15 protein-coding genes are annotated in these 17,965 nt (G+C 63.8%); 8 read left to right on the forward strand and 7 right to left on the reverse strand.

The window, feature by feature from the left end:
- Positions 1 to 225 precede the first annotated feature (225 nt).
- From CLU86_RS04245 to CLU86_RS04255, 3 genes are all read right to left on the reverse strand, one after another.
- Entirely contained in the window at positions 226 to 1,125 is a 900-nt protein-coding gene (locus CLU86_RS04245) for a sulfurtransferase (protein ID WP_099740748.1), read from the reverse strand.
- A 140-nt stretch (positions 1,126 to 1,265) separates the two neighbouring features.
- Complete coding sequence (locus CLU86_RS04250; protein WP_099654993.1) at positions 1,266 to 2,177, reverse strand: DMT family transporter; 912 nt, start codon at positions 2,175 to 2,177, stop codon at positions 1,266 to 1,268.
- Between the two features lie 156 nt (positions 2,178 to 2,333).
- On the reverse strand, positions 2,334 to 3,473 hold the full coding sequence (locus CLU86_RS04255) for an aromatic ring-hydroxylating dioxygenase subunit alpha (RefSeq protein ID WP_099740749.1): 1,140 nt from the start codon (positions 3,471 to 3,473) through the stop codon (positions 2,334 to 2,336).
- Between the two features lie 304 nt (positions 3,474 to 3,777).
- Here CLU86_RS04255 and xseB point away from each other — a divergent pair, with 304 nt between their 5' ends.
- The 4 genes from xseB (at position 3,778) to CLU86_RS04275 (ending at position 8,332) form a co-directional block, all read left to right on the forward strand.
- Positions 3,778 to 4,020 (forward strand): exodeoxyribonuclease VII small subunit, encoded by a 243-nt coding sequence (xseB, locus tag CLU86_RS04260; RefSeq protein ID WP_099740750.1) that lies wholly within the window; start codon positions 3,778 to 3,780, stop codon positions 4,018 to 4,020.
- Positions 4,017 to 4,949 (forward strand): polyprenyl synthetase family protein, encoded by a 933-nt coding sequence (locus CLU86_RS04265; protein WP_099740751.1) that lies wholly within the window; start codon positions 4,017 to 4,019, stop codon positions 4,947 to 4,949. The genes xseB and CLU86_RS04265 overlap by 4 nt, the downstream gene beginning before the upstream one ends.
- A 103-nt stretch (positions 4,950 to 5,052) precedes the next feature.
- Positions 5,053 to 6,933 (forward strand): 1-deoxy-D-xylulose-5-phosphate synthase, encoded by a 1,881-nt coding sequence (gene dxs, locus CLU86_RS04270; protein ID WP_099740752.1) that lies wholly within the window; start codon positions 5,053 to 5,055, stop codon positions 6,931 to 6,933.
- A 316-nt stretch (positions 6,934 to 7,249) separates the two neighbouring features.
- Positions 7,250 to 8,332 carry a TRAP transporter substrate-binding protein gene (locus CLU86_RS04275; protein WP_099740753.1) on the forward strand — a complete coding sequence of 361 codons (1,083 nt, stop codon included), beginning with the start codon at positions 7,250 to 7,252 and terminating at the stop codon, positions 8,330 to 8,332.
- A 433-nt stretch (positions 8,333 to 8,765) separates the two neighbouring features.
- On the opposite strand, the gene CLU86_RS04280 is transcribed toward CLU86_RS04275, so the two are convergent.
- The 3 genes from CLU86_RS04280 to CLU86_RS04290 all read right to left on the reverse strand — a co-directional run bounded on the left by CLU86_RS04280 (position 8,766) and on the right by CLU86_RS04290 (position 12,502).
- On the reverse strand, positions 8,766 to 10,544 hold the full coding sequence (locus tag CLU86_RS04280) for a TRAP transporter large permease subunit (protein WP_099740754.1): 1,779 nt from the start codon (positions 10,542 to 10,544) through the stop codon (positions 8,766 to 8,768).
- Positions 10,545 to 10,571: 27 nt separating this feature from the next.
- On the reverse strand, positions 10,572 to 11,192 hold the full coding sequence (locus CLU86_RS04285) for a TRAP transporter small permease subunit (protein ID WP_099740755.1): 621 nt from the start codon (positions 11,190 to 11,192) through the stop codon (positions 10,572 to 10,574).
- A gap of 182 nt (positions 11,193 to 11,374) precedes the next feature.
- Complete coding sequence (locus CLU86_RS04290) at positions 11,375 to 12,502, reverse strand: substrate-binding domain-containing protein (protein ID WP_099655001.1); 1,128 nt, start codon at positions 12,500 to 12,502, stop codon at positions 11,375 to 11,377.
- 50 nt (positions 12,503 to 12,552) lie between these two features.
- On the opposite strand from CLU86_RS04290, the gene CLU86_RS04295 reads away from it, so the two are divergent.
- From CLU86_RS04295 to CLU86_RS04310, 4 genes are all read left to right on the forward strand, one after another.
- Complete coding sequence (locus CLU86_RS04295) at positions 12,553 to 13,290, forward strand: ABC transporter permease (protein ID WP_099740756.1); 738 nt, start codon at positions 12,553 to 12,555, stop codon at positions 13,288 to 13,290.
- Complete coding sequence (locus CLU86_RS04300; RefSeq protein WP_099740757.1) at positions 13,287 to 14,066, forward strand: ATP-binding cassette domain-containing protein; 780 nt, start codon at positions 13,287 to 13,289, stop codon at positions 14,064 to 14,066. The genes CLU86_RS04295 and CLU86_RS04300 overlap by 4 nt, the downstream gene beginning before the upstream one ends.
- Positions 14,063 to 14,890: an extracellular solute-binding protein gene (locus CLU86_RS04305; RefSeq protein WP_099740758.1), complete on the forward strand. Its 828-nt coding sequence runs from the start codon at positions 14,063 to 14,065 to the stop codon at positions 14,888 to 14,890. The genes CLU86_RS04300 and CLU86_RS04305 overlap by 4 nt, the downstream gene beginning before the upstream one ends.
- A 126-nt stretch (positions 14,891 to 15,016) precedes the next feature.
- Positions 15,017 to 15,757, forward strand: coding sequence for a molybdate ABC transporter substrate-binding protein (locus CLU86_RS04310; RefSeq protein WP_233194777.1), 741 nt, complete (start codon positions 15,017 to 15,019; stop codon positions 15,755 to 15,757).
- A gap of 179 nt (positions 15,758 to 15,936) precedes the next feature.
- On the opposite strand, the gene CLU86_RS04315 is transcribed toward CLU86_RS04310, so the two are convergent.
- Positions 15,937 to 17,637: an AarF/ABC1/UbiB kinase family protein gene (locus CLU86_RS04315; protein ID WP_099740759.1), complete on the reverse strand. Its 1,701-nt coding sequence runs from the start codon at positions 17,635 to 17,637 to the stop codon at positions 15,937 to 15,939.
- Positions 17,638 to 17,965 lie beyond the last annotated feature (328 nt).

A 17,965-nucleotide genomic window follows, 5' to 3' on the forward strand; every position in this document is an offset into this window, starting at 1 on the left:
GTCCCGGGTCTTGCGTTGCATGCGGCTTGCATGTTTTGCGTGATCCGTTGAAATGGATTGTGAAACCGCCCCAATCAAAAATTAAGTCCGTTTTTGACTGTGCTGCGTGTCTGGTTTAGGGGTGGGCTTTGTAGGAATTTGCCTTACACGAACCTAAGGCCAGAAGGCCTTCTCCCCAGGTAAATGCGTGCTGCTAACAACTTGTTGCAACCATGTCCGGTGTGTTTATCCGCGTTCAACAGGGCGGGTGGAATCACTGCACCACTCGCTCCAGCTGCCCGCAAAAAGTGATGTTTTTCCGAGTCCGGCGACTTCCATGGCCAGCACATTGGGCACCGCGCTCACGCCGCTGCCGCACTGGTGCACCACAGAGCCTGGCGCGCGGCCTGCCAGCAGCGTTTCAAACTCCGCACGCAGCACGGCGGCAGGCTTGAAGCGGCCGTCAGGCCCCAGGTTGTCGCCAAAGGGCCGGTTCAGCGCACCCGGAATGTGGCCCGCCACCGGGTCCAGCGGTTCCACCTCGCCCCGGTAGCGCGGCGCACCCCGTGCGTCCACCACGGTCTGCCCAGGTTGCTGCAGGTTTTGTAGCACCTCAGTGGCTGTGACCAGGCGGCGCAGAGGCTCCTTTAGTACAAAGTGGCTTTGAAAATGGCTGGGCTCGTCGCCGCTGGCCACTGCGCCGCCTTCGGCTTGCCAGGCTTGCAGGCCGCCGTCGAGCACGGCCACGGCATCGTGGCCCGCCCACTTGAGCATCCACCACAGGCGCCCGCAGTAGTTGGCGCCGTTGCGGTCGTACACCACGGCCTGCATGCCATTGGCAAAGCCCACGCTCGACAGCCACGTCGCAAAGCGTTCGCGGCTGGGCAGGGGGTGGCGCCCGCCAGAGGCGGGCTGGTCTGCCTCTTGGGCCACCATGGTGCCGTGGGCGCCCGGGGTGCCGTGCTTGGCGCTCAGGTGCTTGTCCAGGTCGGCGTACACCGCGCCGGGGATGTGCGCCTGCGCAAACGCTTGCGCCCCGGCCGATGGCTGCATCAGCTCAAAGCTGCAGTCAAACACCATCAACGGCTGGCCGCTGGCCTGCAGGGCTTGCAATTCGGTGGGGGTGATGAGGGTGGTGTAGGTCATTGGCAAAGGCTCCATGGGTGGCACTTTAAAGCGGCAAATAAAACTCTTTTGGCGTCGTTGCTGCGTCTTGTCGTACTACTCGTACTGCCTGCGACGCAGCGCCTGGCCATCACCGCTTCGCTGAGTTTTGTTAGCCGCTCCTAATGTTCTTCCGCTGGGCTGTCGGGGGCGGCACGCGCACGCAGCACGGTCGCCACGATACCGCTGCCCACAATCAACACCATTCCCACCCATCCAATGGTTGGGATCTGGTCATTGAACAGCACCACGCTGTAGATGGCGGCAAACACAATGCCCGAATACTGCAGGTTGGCCACCACCAGCGTGCCGCGTGGGGTTTTGGCGGTGGCGTAGGCGCGCGTCATGCACAGCTGGCCACCTGCAGCCAGCACGCCAATGGGCAGCAGCCACAGGGCGGGCCAACCTGGCCAGGCCGAGGTGCCGGTGAACAGCAAAGCCAGCCCCCCGGCGGCGGCAGACCCCACGGCAAAGTAAAAGACCGTGCGCGACTCAGGCTCGCCCAGGCGCGACAACGCCATCACCTGCATGTAGGCGAAGGCGGCCGTCATGCCAGAGATGAGGCCAATGAGCCCGGCGAACGCCTGGTTTTGGTCCAGGCTGGGGCGCAGCATGAGCACGACGCCAACGAACCCGGTGAGCACCGTGACCACCAGCGAGCCCTGAAAGGCGGGCCGTGGGGAGGTGGCTGAGGGGCGCCATGCAATCAGTGCGCCGCCCACCAGAAATGCGGCAATCCACACGCTGCTCATGTAGTTGAGCGTCATGGCCGTGGCCAGGGGCAATTTGCCGATGGAGTAGAACCACGCCCCCAAAGACACCACGCCCACCAGGCTGCGCCAGGCGTGCATGCCAGGGTATTGGGTGGCCAGGGACACCCGTTGCGAGCGGGCGAGCAGCCACAGGATGGCGATGCCGATGAAGCCCCGATAGCACACCAACTCTGCCGCGTTGAAGTGGGCCGATGCCATCTTCACGCACACCCCCATGCTGGCAAAAAGGAAAGCGGCCAACACCATCCAGAGGGCTTGCATCGAGGGTGAACCTGTTCAGAGGGTTGAAGTAAAAATAGCCGCCAAGGCTGGTTGATCCAGCGCTGGCAGCTATTCTAATGAGAGCAATTCACAGCCGTCCGTTCTATTGGCGCTGTTTTGCCATCGTATTCAGGGCTTTGTGCCGAAGGCGTTGTCTCAGCCCTTGGGGCCCGCATCGCCCATGGTCTGGCGGTACCACTCGTGAAAGTGCTGCATGCCGTCTTCCATGGGGCTCTGGTAGGGGCCGACCTCGTTGTCGCCGCGTTCCAGCAAGGCCTTGCGGCCCGCATCCATGCGCTCGCCGATCTCGTCGTCCTCGATGCAAGTCTCCATGTAGGCGGCCTTCTGCGCCTCGACGAATTCGCGCTCGAACGCTGCGATTTCTTCGGGGTAATAGAACTCCACCATGTTCAGTGTCTTGGTCGGGCTGATGGGGTGCAGCGTGGACACGGTGAGCACATGCGGGTACCACTCCACCATGATGTGCGGGTACAGCGTGAGCCAGATGGCGCCGTGCTTGGGCGGCTCGCCATTGCGGTAGGCCAGCAGGGCTTCGTGCCAGCGCTCATACACGGGGCTGCCGGCCTTGCCCAGGCGGTTGGCCACGCCCACGGTCTGCACCGAGTAGTTCTTGCCAAACTCCCAGCGCAGGTCGTCGCAGGTGACGAAGCTGCCCAAGCCGGGGTGGAAGGGGCCGACGTGGTAGTCCTCCAGATAGACCTCGATGAAGGTCTTCCAGTTGTAGTTGCACTCGTGCAGCTCCACATGGTCCAGCACATAGCCCTCAAAGCTCAGGTCGGCCTGCGGGCCCATTTGTGCCAGGTCTGCGGCCACGTCGTAGCCGTTGTCTTCAAACAGAAGACCGTTCCATTCGTGCAGCTTGTAGTTGTTGAGGTTCAGGCAGGGGTCGTGCGCAAAATGCGGCGCGCCCAGCAGCTCGCCCTTGGGGCTGTAGGTCCAGCGGTGCAGCGGGCACACGATGTTGCCGCCCGCGCTGCCTTTTTGCTGGGTGTTCAGCGACCCCTTGCCCTTGAGCATGACCGCCTGGCGGTGGCGGCACACGTTGGAGATGAGTTCAATCCCGCCCTGGGCGTTGCGCACCAGTGCGCGGCCCTCGCCCTCCTGGGGCAGTGCGTAATAGTCGCCCGCATTGGGCACAGACAATTGGTGCCCCAGATAGCGGGGCCCGCGCTGGAAGATGGTGTCCAGCTCGCGCTGGAGCAGCGCATCGTCAAAGTAGCTTGAAACTGGTAGTTGGCTCGCGGCCTGCTGCAGTTGAAGACTTAAATCAGACATGGGTGACCTGACCTAAAGACTCCCCACAGGGAGAAAGTGCGGGAGGTGCGCAGAATGCGCATCTGGGAAAAAAAGAAACCGGCTAGGGTGGGTAGCCGGCTTGACGGGAATGGGATTATAGGCGGTGGGGTTATTCCCGCAGCCCCCTTACGTGTATTGAGAATTGATCGAGGACAGGGTCTTGGCAGTTTTTGCGATGGCGTGGCGGGCCGTGATTTGCAATAAACGGCCCTGTAGTCTGTCTCGGTGTGGAGGCTGCGCCTAAAATCGCCCGTTTTCATCTGCGCGCACTGCCCACAAGCCCATGCCCAAGGCCACCCCCAAGACCGAACTGCCCCAAGAGCCCGCCAGCTACGAAGCTGCGCTGGAAGAGCTGGAGCAATTGGTCACCCGCATCGAATCGGGCCAGATGCCCCTGGACCAGATGCTGGCGGGCTACCAGCGCGGCGCTGTGCTGCTGGCGTTTTGCCGCAAGCGGCTTGATGCGGTGCAAGACCAGATCAAGGTGCTGGACGAAGGCAGCCTGCAAGCTTGGGGGCAAGAATGAGCGCCGCGTGGGACCTGGGAAGCTGGAGCCGCGAACACCTGGAGTGCGTGGAGCAGGCCCTGTCGCGCTGGGTGGGGCAGGGTGCCCCGGCCGGACTGGGCGATGCCATGCGCTACGCCGTGCTGGACGGCGGCAAACGCCTGCGTCCGCTGCTGGTGATGGCTGCGTACGAGGCCGCACTCAGTGCGCGCCAGAGCACTTGGGGCGCTGCCGAGCGCAGCGGTGCCGACGAAGCCGCCTTGCGCGCAGCCTGCGCGGTGGAGTTGATCCACGCTTACTCGCTGGTGCACGACGACATGCCCTGCATGGACAACGACGTGCTGCGCCGTGGCAAGCCCACGGTGCATGTGCAGTTTGGCGAGGCCCAGGCCCTGCTGGCGGGCGATGCGCTGCAGGCTTTTGCCTTTGAGCTGCTCACCCCTGACGATGAGCGCATTCCGGGTGCTGTGCAGGCCAGCCTGTGCCGCCAACTGGCGCATGCGGCTGGCTCTGCCGGCATGGCTGGTGGGCAGGCGATTGACTTGGCCAGCGTGGGGCTGGCGTTGACCGAAGACCAACTGCGCGAGATGCACCGCCTCAAGACCGGAGCTTTGCTGGAGGGCAGCGTCATGATGGGCGCCGCCTGCGCCTGCGTGCCGCCCCAGGCCAAAGCGGCCTTGCAAGCCTACGGTGCAGCCGTGGGGCTGGCGTTTCAGGTGGTCGACGATATCCTGGACGTGATTGCCGACTCGGCCACACTGGGCAAAACGGCAGGCAAGGACGCTGCCAGCGACAAGCCCACCTATGTGTCGCTGTTAGGGCTGGCTGCAGCGCAGGCCTACGCCAGCGAGCTGCTGGCCGCCGCCCATGCAGCGCTGGCAGACAGTGGTTTGCCCGATGTGCGTGCCCTGGCGGCTCTGGCCGACATGGTGGTGCGCCGATCGCACTGACCGGGCGACGCTGCGGCCCACCCTGCATGTCGCCTGGAATATGTATTCAATCAGCCCCTAGTGCTTATAAATAAAGCGCTAGCAGCTATCAAAATAATAGTAAATGGCCACGACCTCCTTCCCCCTGCTGCAAACCATCAACGACCCGGCGGATGTGCGCAAGCTGTCACGGGCAGACCTCAAGGTGCTGGCCACGGAATTGCGCGGCTTTGTGCTGGAGAGCGTGTCGCAAACCGGCGGGCACCTTAGCTCCAACCTGGGCACCGTAGAGCTCACCGTGGCCCTGCACCACGTTTTCAACACCCCCGAGGACCGGCTGGTGTGGGATGTGGGCCACCAGACCTATCCTCACAAAATCCTGACCGGGCGGCGCGACCGCATGGCCACCTTGCGCCAGCTGGGGGGTATCTCGGGTTTCCCTCAGCGGGCCGAAAGCCCCTACGACACCTTTGGCACTGCGCACTCCAGCACCAGCATTTCTGCCGCACTGGGCATGGCCATGGCGGCCAAGCGCAAGGGCGAAAGCCGCCGTGCGGTGGCCATCATTGGCGACGGAGCCATGACGGCGGGCATGGCCTTTGAAGCCCTGAACAACGGCGGCGTGACCGATGCCAACCTGCTTGTCATCCTCAACGACAACGATATGAGCATCAGCCCCCCCGTGGGCGCACTTAACCGGTACTTGGCGCAGCTGATGAGCGGCCAGTTCTACGCCGCCGCCAAGAACGTGGGCAAGACCGTGCTGCGCCCCGTGCCTCCGCTGCTGGAGCTGGCCAAGCGCTTTGAGCAGCAGGCCAAGGGCATGGTGGTGCCCGCTACGCTGTTCGAGAAGTTCGGCTTCAACTACATCGGCCCCATCGACGGGCACGACCTGGATTCGCTCATCCCCACGCTCGAGAACATCAAGGGCCTCAAAGGCCCGCAGTTCCTGCACGTGGTCACCAAAAAGGGCCAGGGCTACAAGCTGGCCGAGGCCGACCCTGTGGCCTACCACGGCCCTGGCAAGTTCGACCCCGCCGTGGGCTTGGTCAAAAGCACGTCCGCACCCAAGCAGACCTTCACCCAGGTGTTTGGCCAGTGGCTGTGCGACATGGCCGCGCAAGATGAGCGCCTGGTAGGCATCACCCCCGCCATGCGCGAAGGCTCGGGCATGGTCGAGTTTGAAAAACGCTTTCCCGATCGCTACTACGACGTGGGTATTGCCGAGCAGCACGCGGTGACCTTTGCCGCAGGCATGGCCTGCGAAGGCGTCAAGCCCGTGGTGGCCATCTACTCCACCTTCTTGCAGCGCGGCTACGACCAGCTCATCCACGACGTGGCGTTGCAAAACCTGCCTGTGGTGTTTGCGTTGGACCGCGCGGGCCTGGTGGGCGCCGACGGTGCCACGCATGCGGGGGCGTACGACATCCCGTTCGTGCGCTGCATTCCCAACATGAGCATGGCCTGCCCGGCCGACGAACGCGAATGCCGCCAGCTGCTCAGCAGCGCTTTTGAGCAAGACCACCCGGTGGCCGTGCGCTACCCCCGTGGCAGTGGCGCGGGTGTGGCCCCCCTGGCCACGCTGGAGGGGCTGCCCTTTGGCAAGGGCGAGGTACGCCGCGAGCGCTCGGGCCTGGCCGCAGGCAACCCACCGCGCATCGCCATTCTGGCGTTTGGCACCTTGCTGTACCCCGCGCTGGAAGCCGCCGAAGTGCTGGATGCCACCGTGGTCAACATGCGCTGGGCCAAGCCGGTGGATGTGGACTTGCTGCTGGACGTGGCCTCGCGCCACGATGCGCTCGTCACGCTGGAAGAGGGCTCCATCATGGGCGGTGCAGGCAGCGCCGTGACCGAGGCGCTCAATGCCGCTGGCATCACACTGCCCGTGCTGCAACTGGGCCTGCCCGACGTGTTCATCGAACACGGCGACCCGGCCAAGCTGCTGTCGTTGCAAGGCCTGGACGCTGCGGGGATTCGCGCCGCGATCGAAAAGCGGTTCTTCTGACGGGAGCCTTGCGACCCTGGGGCTGAGCGCCTTGTTCTACCCCCTGGGTCATCTGGAAAGGGGCCGTTCATCAGGCCTCTTTTTTTGTGCCTGGGATGCGCTTAGTGCGCCCTTTTCTGCAGCGCCCTGACAGCGCGGCGCCAGCTTGCTTGCAGAACCCTGAACGCCCCTCGCAGCAGGGGCTTTTTCGCGGGAAAACCCCCAAAGCCTGGGGTGGCCATATTCCTACAATGAATGCGGCTGAAACAAGTCCTCGGCACGGCTGCGTACCGCGCGTGCATGCTGGGTTTTGCAATCAAATATCGGAGAGAACCTCATGGATCGTCGTTCCATCATCAAGCGCGCAGGCATTGCCGGCGTGCTGGCCGCAGGTGCTGCGCCCGCTGTCCACGCGCAAGCGGCCGTTCGCTGGCGCCTGGCTTCCAGCTTCCCTAAGTCGCTGGACACCATCTTCGGTGGCGCAGACGTGTTTGCCAAGGCCGTCAAGGCCATGTCGGGCGGCAAGTTTGAAATCTCCGTGCATGCAGGTGGCGAACTGATGCCTCCCTTCGGCGTTGTGGACGGTGTGCAGCAAGGCACGGTGGAAATGTGCCACTCGGTGCCTTACTACTTCTACGGTAAGAACCCCGCCTTCGCGCTGGGCTCGGCGATTCCCTTTGGCTTCAATGCGCGCCAGATGGATGCGTGGATGTTGCACGGCGGTGGCCGCAAACTCATGAACGAGTTCTATGGCGGCTACAACATGGTCAGCTTTGCGGGCGGCAACACCGGCACGCAGATGGGTGGCTGGTTCCGTAAGGAAATCAAGACCCCCGCAGACTTCAAGGGCCTGAAGATGCGCCTGGGTGGCGGCCTGGTGGGCGAAGTGATGCAGAAGCTGGGTGCTGTGCCCCAAAGCATTCCTGGCGGCGAAATTTACCAGTCGCTCGAAAAGGGCACGATCGATGCAGCTGAGTGGATTGGTCCCTACGATGACCAGAAGCTGGGCTTTAACAAGGTGGCTCCCTTCTACTACTACCCAGGCTGGTGGGAAGGCGGTCCTGAGGTGGATTTCTTCATCAACAAGAAGGCCTTTGAAGGCGTGTCGTCTGAATTCCAGGCCATCATCGAAGCTGCATCTGCTGTGGCCCACAATGACATGCTGGCCAAGTACGACGCACTGAACCCCACTGCGCTCAAGCAACTGGTGGCTGCCAAGACCAAGGTGCTGCCTTTCTCGCAAGCGGTGATGGATGCTTCGTTCAAGGCCTCGATGGAAGTATTTGCCGAGAACGATGCCAAGAGCCCAGAGTGGAAGAAGATCTACGCGGCTATGCGCTCATTCCAGCGTGACCAGATCCTTTGGTTCCGCTTCGCCGAAGCCCGTTACGACACCTTCATGTCGTCGCAAAAGATCTGACGGTTGCTGGCGCTGCAGGGCTTTGAGCCCTGCATGCCGATGCCCCCGAACCCACTGGCACTCCGTGCCAGTGGGTTTTTTTATGTCCTGTTGTCCTGACCCAGGTAGGCGCAATGTCCTGTCAGTGCGCTGACTTGGGAAGGCCGTGAGTGGCGCTTGAGGGAGCGTCGGTGGATGGGGCAATGCAACAGTGCCTTCAGTAGAGGGCTCCCGCCCTGGCGTGGAGCGCATGGGCTGGTGGTGTTGAGCAATTTTTATCTGCAGGTGATGCCCCACAGGATGGCGGTGTTGCAGCCTGTGGGTGCTGTTGGGGCTGAGTGATGCGCCGTTGGATGCCATACGCAAAAAAGCCCCGGCAGACGCAGTGTCTGCCGGGGCCCGGGGGCTTGAATAGGCGCTGGTGTTTGGGTAGCGCCCTTTTTTTCGTTGTGCCTTACTTCTTCTCTTGTTCCAGAGAGTCTTGCAGGGCCTTCAGTGGGTCATCTGCTGGAGCGGATGCTGCGGGTTCGGCGCTGGTCGAGCCTTCCATGCCTGCCGTGGGGTCTGCGGCTTCGGGCATGGCGTCAGGCATGGTGGCTTCCATTTCCATGCGCACCTTGTCCAGGTCATAGACCTCTTCTTTGTCCAAACCGCTGGAGACGATGCCTGGGAAGGCGATGACCAACCCTACCATGGTCAGCTGAATGATCAGGAAGGGGATGGCACCCCAGTAGATCTGCGGCGTGGTCACCGGGGCGATCATCTTCTTGGTGACCTTGTCCATGTACTCTTTGGCAGGGGCCACGCTGCGCAGGTAGAACAGCGCAAACCCGAACGGTGGGTGCATGAACGAGGTTTGCATGTTGATGGCCAGCAGCACGCCAAACCAGATCAGGTCAATCCCCAGCTTGTGGGCTACGGGGGCCAGCAAGGGCACCACGATGAAGGACAGCTCAAAGAAGTCCAGGAAGAACGCCAGGAAGAACACCATGATGTTCACGACGATCAGGAAGCCCAATTGGCCACCTGGCAAGCCTGACAGCAAATGCTCCACCCACAGCGGGCCGTCCACACCCTGGAAGGTCAGACCAAAGATGGTGGCGCCCACCAGAATGAACACCACAAAGCACGACAGCTTGGTCGTGGTATGCACTGCCTGGGTCAGCAGGCTCATGCTCAAGCGGCCTCGCAGGATGGCCATGATGGTGGCGCCCAGTGCGCCCATGGCGCCGCCTTCGGTCGGCGTGGCCACACCCAGGAAGATGGTGCCCAGCACCAGAAAAATCAGCAGCAGCGGTGGAATCAGGACAAAGGTCACACGTTCTGCAACGCGCGACAGCAGGCCCAGGCGGGTGATCTTGTTGATGCTGGCGGCCACGAAGGCCAAAGCCACGCCAAAGCACATGGACACCACGATGGTCTCATCCAGTGCAACCTTTTCCACCACTTCGCCAGACCACCATGTGTGCAGGGCTGGCATGTTTTTGGCCACGTAGACAGAAGCGGCCGTGCAGACAGCGGTCAGAGCCAGCAACGAGGGCAGGCCGTTCTTGCCGTTGTCTTCACGCAGGGTGCGCGCTTCGGGAGGAAGGGCAGGCACCCACTGTGGCTTGAATACCGCGAGCAAGATCACATAGAGGGCGTAAAAACCCGTGAGCATCAGGCCGGGCACAAACGCGCCCTTGTACATGTCGCCCACGCTGCGGCCCAGTTGGTCGGCAATGATGATGAGCACCAACGATGGGGGAATGATCTGAGCCAGCGTACCGGAGGCGGCAATCACCCCCGCTGCCAGGCGGCGGTCGTAGCCGTATCTGAGCATGATGGGCAATGAGATCAAGCCCATCGAGATCACCGACGCCGCCACCACCCCGGTTGTGGCGGCCAGCAGTGCGCCCACAAAGATCACGGCCAGCGCCAGACCACCGCGGATGGGGCCAAACAGTTGGCCAATGGTGTCCAGCAAGTCTTCAGCCATGCCGCTTCGCTCCAGGATCAGCCCCATGAGCGTGAAGAACGGAATGGCCAGCAGCGTGTCGTTTTGCATGATGCCGAACATGCGCAGCGGCACAGCTTGCAGCAGGGCTTCGGGCAAGACGTTCAGCTCAATCCCGATGAAGGCGAAAAACAAGCCGCAGGCGCCCAGGCTGAAGGCCACAGGGAAGCCCACCAGCAAGAAACAGATGAGCCCCGCAAACATGATGGGGGCGAGGTTGTGTGCAATGAATTCCATGGTGTATGTCTCCGCTTGTGGGGCCGTTCAATGGGCCTCGGCCTTGTTCTTGCCGTTGCCCTTGGCGGCTTCGGCCAAGTTGCGGATGGATTCGGCCAGCTCTTCTTCTGCTGTCTTTTCTGCCTTCTTGGAGGTGGGGTCGTCGATCAGACCTTTGAGGAACGCCAAGCGCTTGATCAGCTCAGACACGCCTTGCAGCCACAGCAGGCTGAAGCCCATGGGGATCATCAGGTACACGGGCCAGCGGATCAGGCCGCCTGCGTTGCTGGACATCTCGCCCGAGGCCAGTGCGCGGGTGAAGAAGGGAATGCCATACCAAAGAGCCGCAAAGCACATGGGCGTGAGGAAGGCGATGTAGCCAAACACGTCGATCCAAATCTGGGTGCGCTTGGAGAAGCGGCTGGAGACCACGTCTACCTTGACGTGCTCGCCTTGCAAGAGGGTGTAGCCCGCAGCAAGCAGGAACGAGGCAGCAAACAAATACCACTGCACTTCCAGGAACGCGTTGGAGCTGACGTTGAACGCCTTGCGCACCACGGCGTTCACACCGCTGATGACTGTGGAGGCCAGGATCAGCCAGACCACGTATTTACCGACCTGGGTGTTAAGCCAGTCGATCCCCCTGGATAACTTCAATAGAGCCTGCATGGTGTCTCCAATAAAAAGGCTTTGCCGACATCGCGCTGGCCTTTCGTCCCGGTAGGGCGAAAGGGTGCACGAACTTTTACAACGGCGCGATTCTACGGAGCACTGTAAGCCGAGTCTGACAGCTGCGTGACGGTGTTATCCCTATGGCTGTATTGGTTCTTTAGCTACTAAAAGTGTAGCAATTAGGGTTTCTTCCTAGGCGTTGAAGTGCGTTTGGGACCCGCAAATTGCCACCACGGCAGCACGCTGCTCATCGCCAGAACCTCGCCGCTGCGCATGGGCGTGTAGCCGGGCAGCTGGGCCATGTGCAGTTGCCAGGCGGGCGACAGCAGCAATGCCCGCAGCGCCCGTGTGGCCGGTTGCTCCAGGCTCGATTTGAGGCAGGCCAGGTGGTAGCGCTCGTCCACCAGTGGAACAAAATCCAGCCCGCGTGCGCGGGCCGCCATCTCGATGCCCAGGCCTGCGTCTGCAGCCCCGGCCACCACCGCCTGTGCCACGGCGGTGTGCGAGGGCTCATCGTGGTCAAAGCCCGTGATGTGCTGCCCGGTCAGGCCCGCCAGGGCCAGTTGGTCTTCCAGCAGCACGCGGGTGCCACTGCCCAGGGGCCGATTCACAAAGCGCGCGCCGGTGCGGGCCACATCGGCCAACGACTGCAGGCCCAGCGGATTGCCCTTGGCCACGATCAGCCCTTGCGTGCGCTTGGCAAAGCCAATGATCTTGTGCAGGCCCGGTTGCAGCAGCGGCTTGTAGGTGCGGGCGGCCAGTGAGCTGGCTGCGGGTTGCTCCAATGTATGAAAACCCGCCAGCGTGCAGCGGCCCTCGTTCAGCGCCCGTATGGCGTCCACGCTGCCAGTGAAGCGGATGTCCAGATGCAGCGCCCCTGACTCGCCGGGCGTGGCCGCATGGGCACGCAGGGTGGCCAGCGCGTCGTCGTGGCTGGCGTACATGGTCAGCACATGGGCGCTGTCGTCAAAGGCCACGGCAAAGGCGCGCTCCAGGTCGGCGTGCAGGGCTGCGATTTGCGGTGCCAGGCGGGCCTGGGCCTGGCGCTCGGCCCACAGCAGCTTGGTACCGAACTCGCTGAGCTGGGCGGACTGGCCCTTGCCCCAGATGATCAGCTCGCCGCCCAGTTGCTCTTCCCACCGCTTGAGGGCGCCCCAGACATGGCGGTACGACATGCCCAGCGTGCGCGCTGCGGCAGAGATGGACCCCTGCTGCGCCACGGCCTCCAGCATTTCGGGCAGGGGGTTGCGGATCTGGGCGTCGCCCGCATCGCGGCTCAAGGTGTAGTGGAGTTGGATCCTATGCACAGGATTTCATATCGCTGGAGATTGGCTGGGTGCATACGATAGTCGAATCCATGTCCACCGTTACCGAAAGCGCGAACACAGCGCTGCAACTCACTTTCTCTGCCGACCCCGCTTTGTGGACCATCGTCGGCCGATCCCTGTCTGTCAGCGCCACCGCCTGCCTGTTGGCTTGTGGTGCGGGCTTGGTGCTGGGCGCCTGGCTGGGTGTGGCGCGCTTTGCCGGGCGCGGCGCGGTGCTGGCGGTGCTCAATACCTTGCTGGCCGTGCCCTCGGTGGTGGTGGGGCTGGTGGTGTATTTGCTGCTGTCGCGCAGCGGGCCACTGGGCAGCTGGGGCTGGTTGTTCAGCTTCAAGGCCATGGTGCTGGCCCAGGCGCTGCTGGTGCTGCCGGTGGCCACGGCGCTGACGCGGCAGGTGGTGGAGGATGCTGACCGTGTGCATGGCGAGCAACTGCGATCGCTGGGGGCAGGGTCGTTGCTGCGCAGCCTGCTGCTGGCCTGGGATGAACGCTACGCTTTGCTCACGGTGCTGTTGGCCTCGTTTGGCCGCGCCATTTCTGAAGTGGGCGCCGTGATGATCGTGGGCGGCAACATCGATGGCTTTACCCGCGTGATGACCACGGCCATTGCGCTGGAGACCAGCAAGGGTGACCTGCCCCTGGCACTGGCGCTGGGCTTGATCTTGCTGTCAGTGGTGCTGGCGCTGAACGTGGTGATTGCGCTGCTGCGGCGCTGGCGCGAGCGGGTGGACGGTGCCAGCACCGATCTGCCTGTAGGAGTGGCCGCATGATGGCCGACTTGCCCATGGACGCCATGGCATCCCCTGTGGCCGCGCCCCTCATGGATTTGCAGGGGGTGGACGTGCGCTTTGGCCGTGTGCATGCGCTGACGGGCGTGACGCTGCGCATTGCCCCGGGCGAGCGTGTGGCCCTGGTGGGCGCCAATGGCAGTGGCAAGAGTACGCTGCTGCGCGTGCTGCACGGCCTGGTGCCCGCCAGCGCCGGGCACTGCCACACGGCGCTCGCGCGCCAGCAGGCCATGCTGTTCCAGCGCCCGCACATGCTGCGCACCAGCGCGCAAAACAACGTGGCGCTGGCGCTGTGGCTGCGTGGCAGCCGCTGGGCCGATGCGCGCGCGCAAGCGCTGGCAGCGCTGCACCGCGTAGGGTTGCAGTCCATCGCCTTGCAAAACGCCCGCACCTTGTCGGGCGGCCAGCAGCAGCGTGTGGCCCTGGCCCGCGCCTGGGCCCTGCGCGCCGAGGTGTTGCTGCTGGATGAGCCCACCTCCAGCCTGGACCCGCATGCCAAGCGCGAGGTGGAAGCCTTGATGGCCGAGTTTGCCCTGAGCCATGACCTTGGCCACGAACCAGGCCACGCCATGCGCGCCAGCGCGCAGCCCGTGACCATGGTGTTCAGCAGCCACAACCTGGGGCAGGTTAAGCGCCTGGCCAGCCGGGTGGTGTACCTGGAGCATGGGCGCCTGGTGGCCGATCTGCCGGTGCATGACTTTTTCAATGGCCCCTTGCCAGAGGCCGCCCGTTTGTTTGTCAAAGGAGAGTCGGTATGAAGAATTTCAAGGTATTTGGTGCTCTGGCGCCCGTCCATAAAGCGCTGGCAGCTATTGTTTTGATAGCGTGTAGTGCTGCGTCGGCGCAGTCCATCACCATGGCCTCCACCACCTCGACCGAGCAATCGGGCCTGTTCTCGCACCTGCTGCCTGAGTTCAAAAAGGCCAGCGGCCTGGACGTAAAGGTGGTGGCCTTGGGCACCGGCCAGGCGCTGGACACCGCCCGCCGCGGGGATGCCGACGTGCTCTTTGTGCACGACCAGGCGGCTGAAGAAAAGTTCGTGGCCGATGGCTGGGCCGTCAAGCGCTACCCTGTCATGTACAACGACTTCATCCTGGTGGGCCCCAAGGCCGACCCCGTGGGCACCAAGGGCAAGGACATTGTTGAAGCGCTCAAGAAGCTGGCCACCTCCAACGGCGAATTTGTCTCGCGCGGTGACAAGAGCGGCACGCATGCGGCCGAGCTGCGCTACTGGAAGCTGGCGGGCGCTGAGGCCAGCAAGGGCAGCGGCTACAAGGAATGCGGCTGCGGCATGGGCCCGGCGCTGAACATTGCCGCCTCCAGCGGCGCCTACGTGTTGGCCGACCGGGGCACCTGGCTCAACTTCAAGAACCGTGCGGATCTGGCCGTGCTGGTCGAGGGCGATACCCGCCTGTTCAACCAATATGGCGTGATGGTGGTGAACCCCGCCAAGCACGCCCATGTCAAGGCGCAAGACGCGCAGAAGTTTGTGGACTGGGTGGTGTCACCCGCTGGGCAGAACGTGATTGCCGCCTACAAGATCGGTGGCGAGCAATTGTTCTTCCCCAACGCTGCCAAGTGATTTGCCATGCCCATATGCAAGTCCCTGCCCAGCAGCCGCACAGCCTCGGTAGGGTCTGCACACGTTGTGCTGGCTGCCTTGATGTTGGGAGTGGCAGGGTGCTCCGCACCAGCTTCCAAGGCACCGATGGCTGACGCGCTGCCCATTGCGGTCTACGCCGCAGGCAGCTTGCGCGAAGCGCTCACTGACATTGCGCGGAACCACGAAGCACGCACGGGCCAGCCCGTGCGGCTCACGTTCGGTGCATCTGGCTTGCTGCGCGAGCGCATCGAGCAGGGAGAGCCCGCCCAAGTGTTCGCTTCGGCGGACACCGAGCACCCGCAGCGCCTGGCCGCCCAAGGGGGCTGGCAGCCTGTCGTCGTCTTCACACGCAACGCCCTGTGTGCGCTGACAGGGCCCCACATCCATGCCACGCCAGACACCTTGCTGCCCACCCTGCTGCGCAGTGAGGTGCGGATGGGCACCTCCACCCCCAAGGCAGACCCCTCGGGCGACTATGCCTGGGCCTTGTTCCGCAAGGCCGATGCTGTGCAGCCAGGGGCCTACGCGGTGCTCGATGCCAAGGCGCTCAAGCTCACGGGGGCGGCCGATTCGCCCAAGCCACCGGCAGGGCGCGGCACCTACGCATGGGTGATGGAGCAGCGCCAGGCCGATGTGTTTTTGACCTACTGCACCAACGCTGTGTCGGCCCAGGCCGAGGTGCCTTCGCTGCGCGTGGTGCCCTTGCCGGCAACGCTGCAGGTGGGGGCCGCCTATGGCCTGGCAGTGCGCACAGATGCCCCGGTGCAGGCCCAAGCGTTTGCACAGTCGCTCACCGAGCCAGCGGCACAGGCCGTGCTGCAGCGGCTGGGTTTTGGGCGGCCTTGAAGGGGCCTGAATCGCCCTGCGTGGGGATGATTCAATCGCCTTGCCGCAGCTTGGCGTAGGCGGTTTGTACGGCACACGCTGCACCAGCCTGGTGGGGTGCAGCATGTGTCTTTTTCCTTCAAGGGACTGCAGCCGGGTTTGCGTTGCCCTGGGTGGCCACCGCAGCTTGGCGCAGGCGCTTATGCCTCATCGTCACGGTGGTGGCTGCTGCGCCAGATGGCCCGCACCAGCCACAGCCCGCACACCACTGCCCCAAAAAAGCCGAGAAAGCCAAAGGCGGGCAGGCCGAACAGGGTGGGGCCACCTTTGACCGTCATCACGATGGACGAGCCAATGATGAGCGCAGCGATCACCAGCGCCATCGCCAGGCGGTTGGCCGATCGGTCAATCTGATCGCCCACGCGTTTGAGGTGGGCCAGTTCAATGCCCACCTGCAAGTGCCCGCGCCGGGCGTTGCGCAGCAGGCGCGAGATGTCGTCGGGCAGCTGCTCCACGGTGGCCAGCGTGCGCCGCAGCGTTTGCCAGGTGCGTGTGGCAACGGCCTTGGGCTGGTAGCGGGCCTTGACCACTTGCTGCAGCAGGGGTAAGGCCTCGGACGCCATGTGAAAGCCCGGGTCGAGGTTGCGGCCCATGCCCTCCAGCGAGATAAAGGCCTTGATGAGCAGGGCCAGGTCCGAGGGCAGGCCCAGGTGGTGCTCGCGCAGGATGGCCGTCACGTCGGCCAGCATCTGGCCCAGGCTGAGCTGCGCCAGCGGCACGCCGTGGTACTGGTCGACAAAGGCTTCAATCTCGGTTTCCAACTGGCCCAGTTGCGTGCCCGGCCCATCGCCCGTCCAGTCCAGCAGCACATCGGCCACGGCCTGGGGCTGCTGCTCTACCAAGCCCAGCAGCAGCTGCAGCAGCTCATCGCGCCGCCGCTGCGACAAGCGCCCCACCATGCCAAAGTCGATGAAGGCGATCTGGTTGCCCGGCAGGTAAAACACATTGCCGGGGTGCGGGTCGGCGTGGAACACACCGTCTTGCACAATCATCTTGAGCACGGCCTGCGCACCCCGCTGGGCCAGCACGGTGCGATTGAACCCGGCCTCTGGCGTCAGCGCATCCAGCGCTCCCCCGGGCGTGCCTGCGATGAAGTCCTGCACGTTGACCCGCTCGCTGGTGTGGTGCCAGTACACGCGGGGCACGGTGATCCAGGGCAGGGTCTGCAGGTTGGCGGCAATGCGTTCGGCCTGGCGGCATTCGCCCGCCAGGTCCAGCTCGCGCCGCAGCGACCGGGCAAACTCGCGCACCAGTTGCTGCGGGTGGTAGGGCTTGAGGGCAGGCAGCTCGGCCTCGGCCAAGGCGGCCAGGCGCTGCAGCAGGCGCAGGTCTGCGGCAATGGTGTCGGCAATGCCGGGCCTGCGGATCTTGACGATGACCTCGGTGCCATCGTGCAGCCGTGCGCGGTGCACCTGGGCGATGGAGGCGGCGGCCAGGGGCACCGTGTCGAACCAGGCAAACACGGCTTCGGGCTCGCCGCCTAGGTCTTCGCGCAGTTGGGGGCGCAGCGCCTCAAAGGGCACGGCGGGCACCTGGCTGTGCAGCTTCTCCAGTTCGGTGATGAATTCGGGGCCAAACAGGTCGGCACGGCCTGCCAGAATTTGTCCGAACTTGACGAAGGTGGGGCCCAGTTCTTCCAGGGCCAGGCGCACCTGCACCGGGGGCTCGATGCGGGCCAGGTCTGCGGCGTGGGGCCGGTGCAGGGCTTGCCCCGCACGTTCGAGCTTGTCGGCCAGGCCCAGGCGGCGCACGGTGTCGCCAAAGCCGTGGCGCACCATCACCCCCAGAATTTCCTTGAGGCGCCCCAGGTCGCGCGCGGTGTCCAGAGTCTCGATGAGCATGCCGGGATGATAGTGCGCAGGTGGTGGCATGCCTTGTCCCGGCACAACCCGAGTGCGATGCCGCTGGATGGGGGCAGCCCAGGCCCTCACCCCCAACTCGGGGCACTAGGGGGTTGATGAGGGCTGGCCCGTCGCGGTCGTGCACGCCTGCTGGGTCTGCTGCCAGGCTGCAATGTCTTGTGCATGGATGGCCAGAAACTGTGCCAGCCGGGCAAAGCGCTGCTTCGTCTTGCGTGCAAACACCCAGTGCACCACGGGCTTTAGTCCACTGAATCCTTGAAATCAGCGGTGCGTGAGGGTCTGGCAAGGCCGCAATCTAGGCGCCGGG

Source organism: Acidovorax sp. 62, from assembly GCF_002754495.1.
Taxonomy (GTDB): domain Bacteria; phylum Pseudomonadota; class Gammaproteobacteria; order Burkholderiales; family Burkholderiaceae_C; genus Acidovorax.

Bases quoted from the DNA above. Each gene is read 5' to 3' on its own strand.
- xseB (WP_099740750.1), top strand. From the start codon at position 3,778: ATGCCCAAGGCCACCCCCAAGACCGAACTGCCCCAAGAGCCCGCCAGC.
- CLU86_RS04250 (WP_099654993.1), bottom strand. From the start codon at position 2,177: ATGCAAGCCCTCTGGATGGTGTTGGCCGCTTTCCTTTTTGCCAGCATG.
- CLU86_RS04255 (WP_099740749.1), bottom strand. From the start codon at position 3,473: ATGTCTGATTTAAGTCTTCAACTGCAGCAGGCCGCGAGCCAACTACCA.
- CLU86_RS04280 (WP_099740754.1), bottom strand. From the start codon at position 10,544: ATGGAATTCATTGCACACAACCTCGCCCCCATCATGTTTGCGGGGCTC.
- dxs (WP_099740752.1), top strand. From the start codon at position 5,053: ATGGCCACGACCTCCTTCCCCCTGCTGCAAACCATCAACGACCCGGCG.
- CLU86_RS04245 (WP_099740748.1), bottom strand. From the start codon at position 1,125: ATGACCTACACCACCCTCATCACCCCCACCGAATTGCAAGCCCTGCAG.
- CLU86_RS04305 (WP_099740758.1), top strand. From the start codon at position 14,063: ATGAAGAATTTCAAGGTATTTGGTGCTCTGGCGCCCGTCCATAAAGCG.
- CLU86_RS04265 (WP_099740751.1), top strand. From the start codon at position 4,017: ATGAGCGCCGCGTGGGACCTGGGAAGCTGGAGCCGCGAACACCTGGAG.
- CLU86_RS04300 (WP_099740757.1), top strand. From the start codon at position 13,287: ATGATGGCCGACTTGCCCATGGACGCCATGGCATCCCCTGTGGCCGCG.
- CLU86_RS04285 (WP_099740755.1), bottom strand. From the start codon at position 11,192: ATGCAGGCTCTATTGAAGTTATCCAGGGGGATCGACTGGCTTAACACC.
- CLU86_RS04295 (WP_099740756.1), top strand. From the start codon at position 12,553: ATGTCCACCGTTACCGAAAGCGCGAACACAGCGCTGCAACTCACTTTC.
- CLU86_RS04275 (WP_099740753.1), top strand. From the start codon at position 7,250: ATGGATCGTCGTTCCATCATCAAGCGCGCAGGCATTGCCGGCGTGCTG.
- CLU86_RS04310 (WP_233194777.1), top strand. From the start codon at position 15,017: ATGGCTGACGCGCTGCCCATTGCGGTCTACGCCGCAGGCAGCTTGCGC.
- CLU86_RS04315 (WP_099740759.1), bottom strand. From the start codon at position 17,637: ATGCTCATCGAGACTCTGGACACCGCGCGCGACCTGGGGCGCCTCAAG.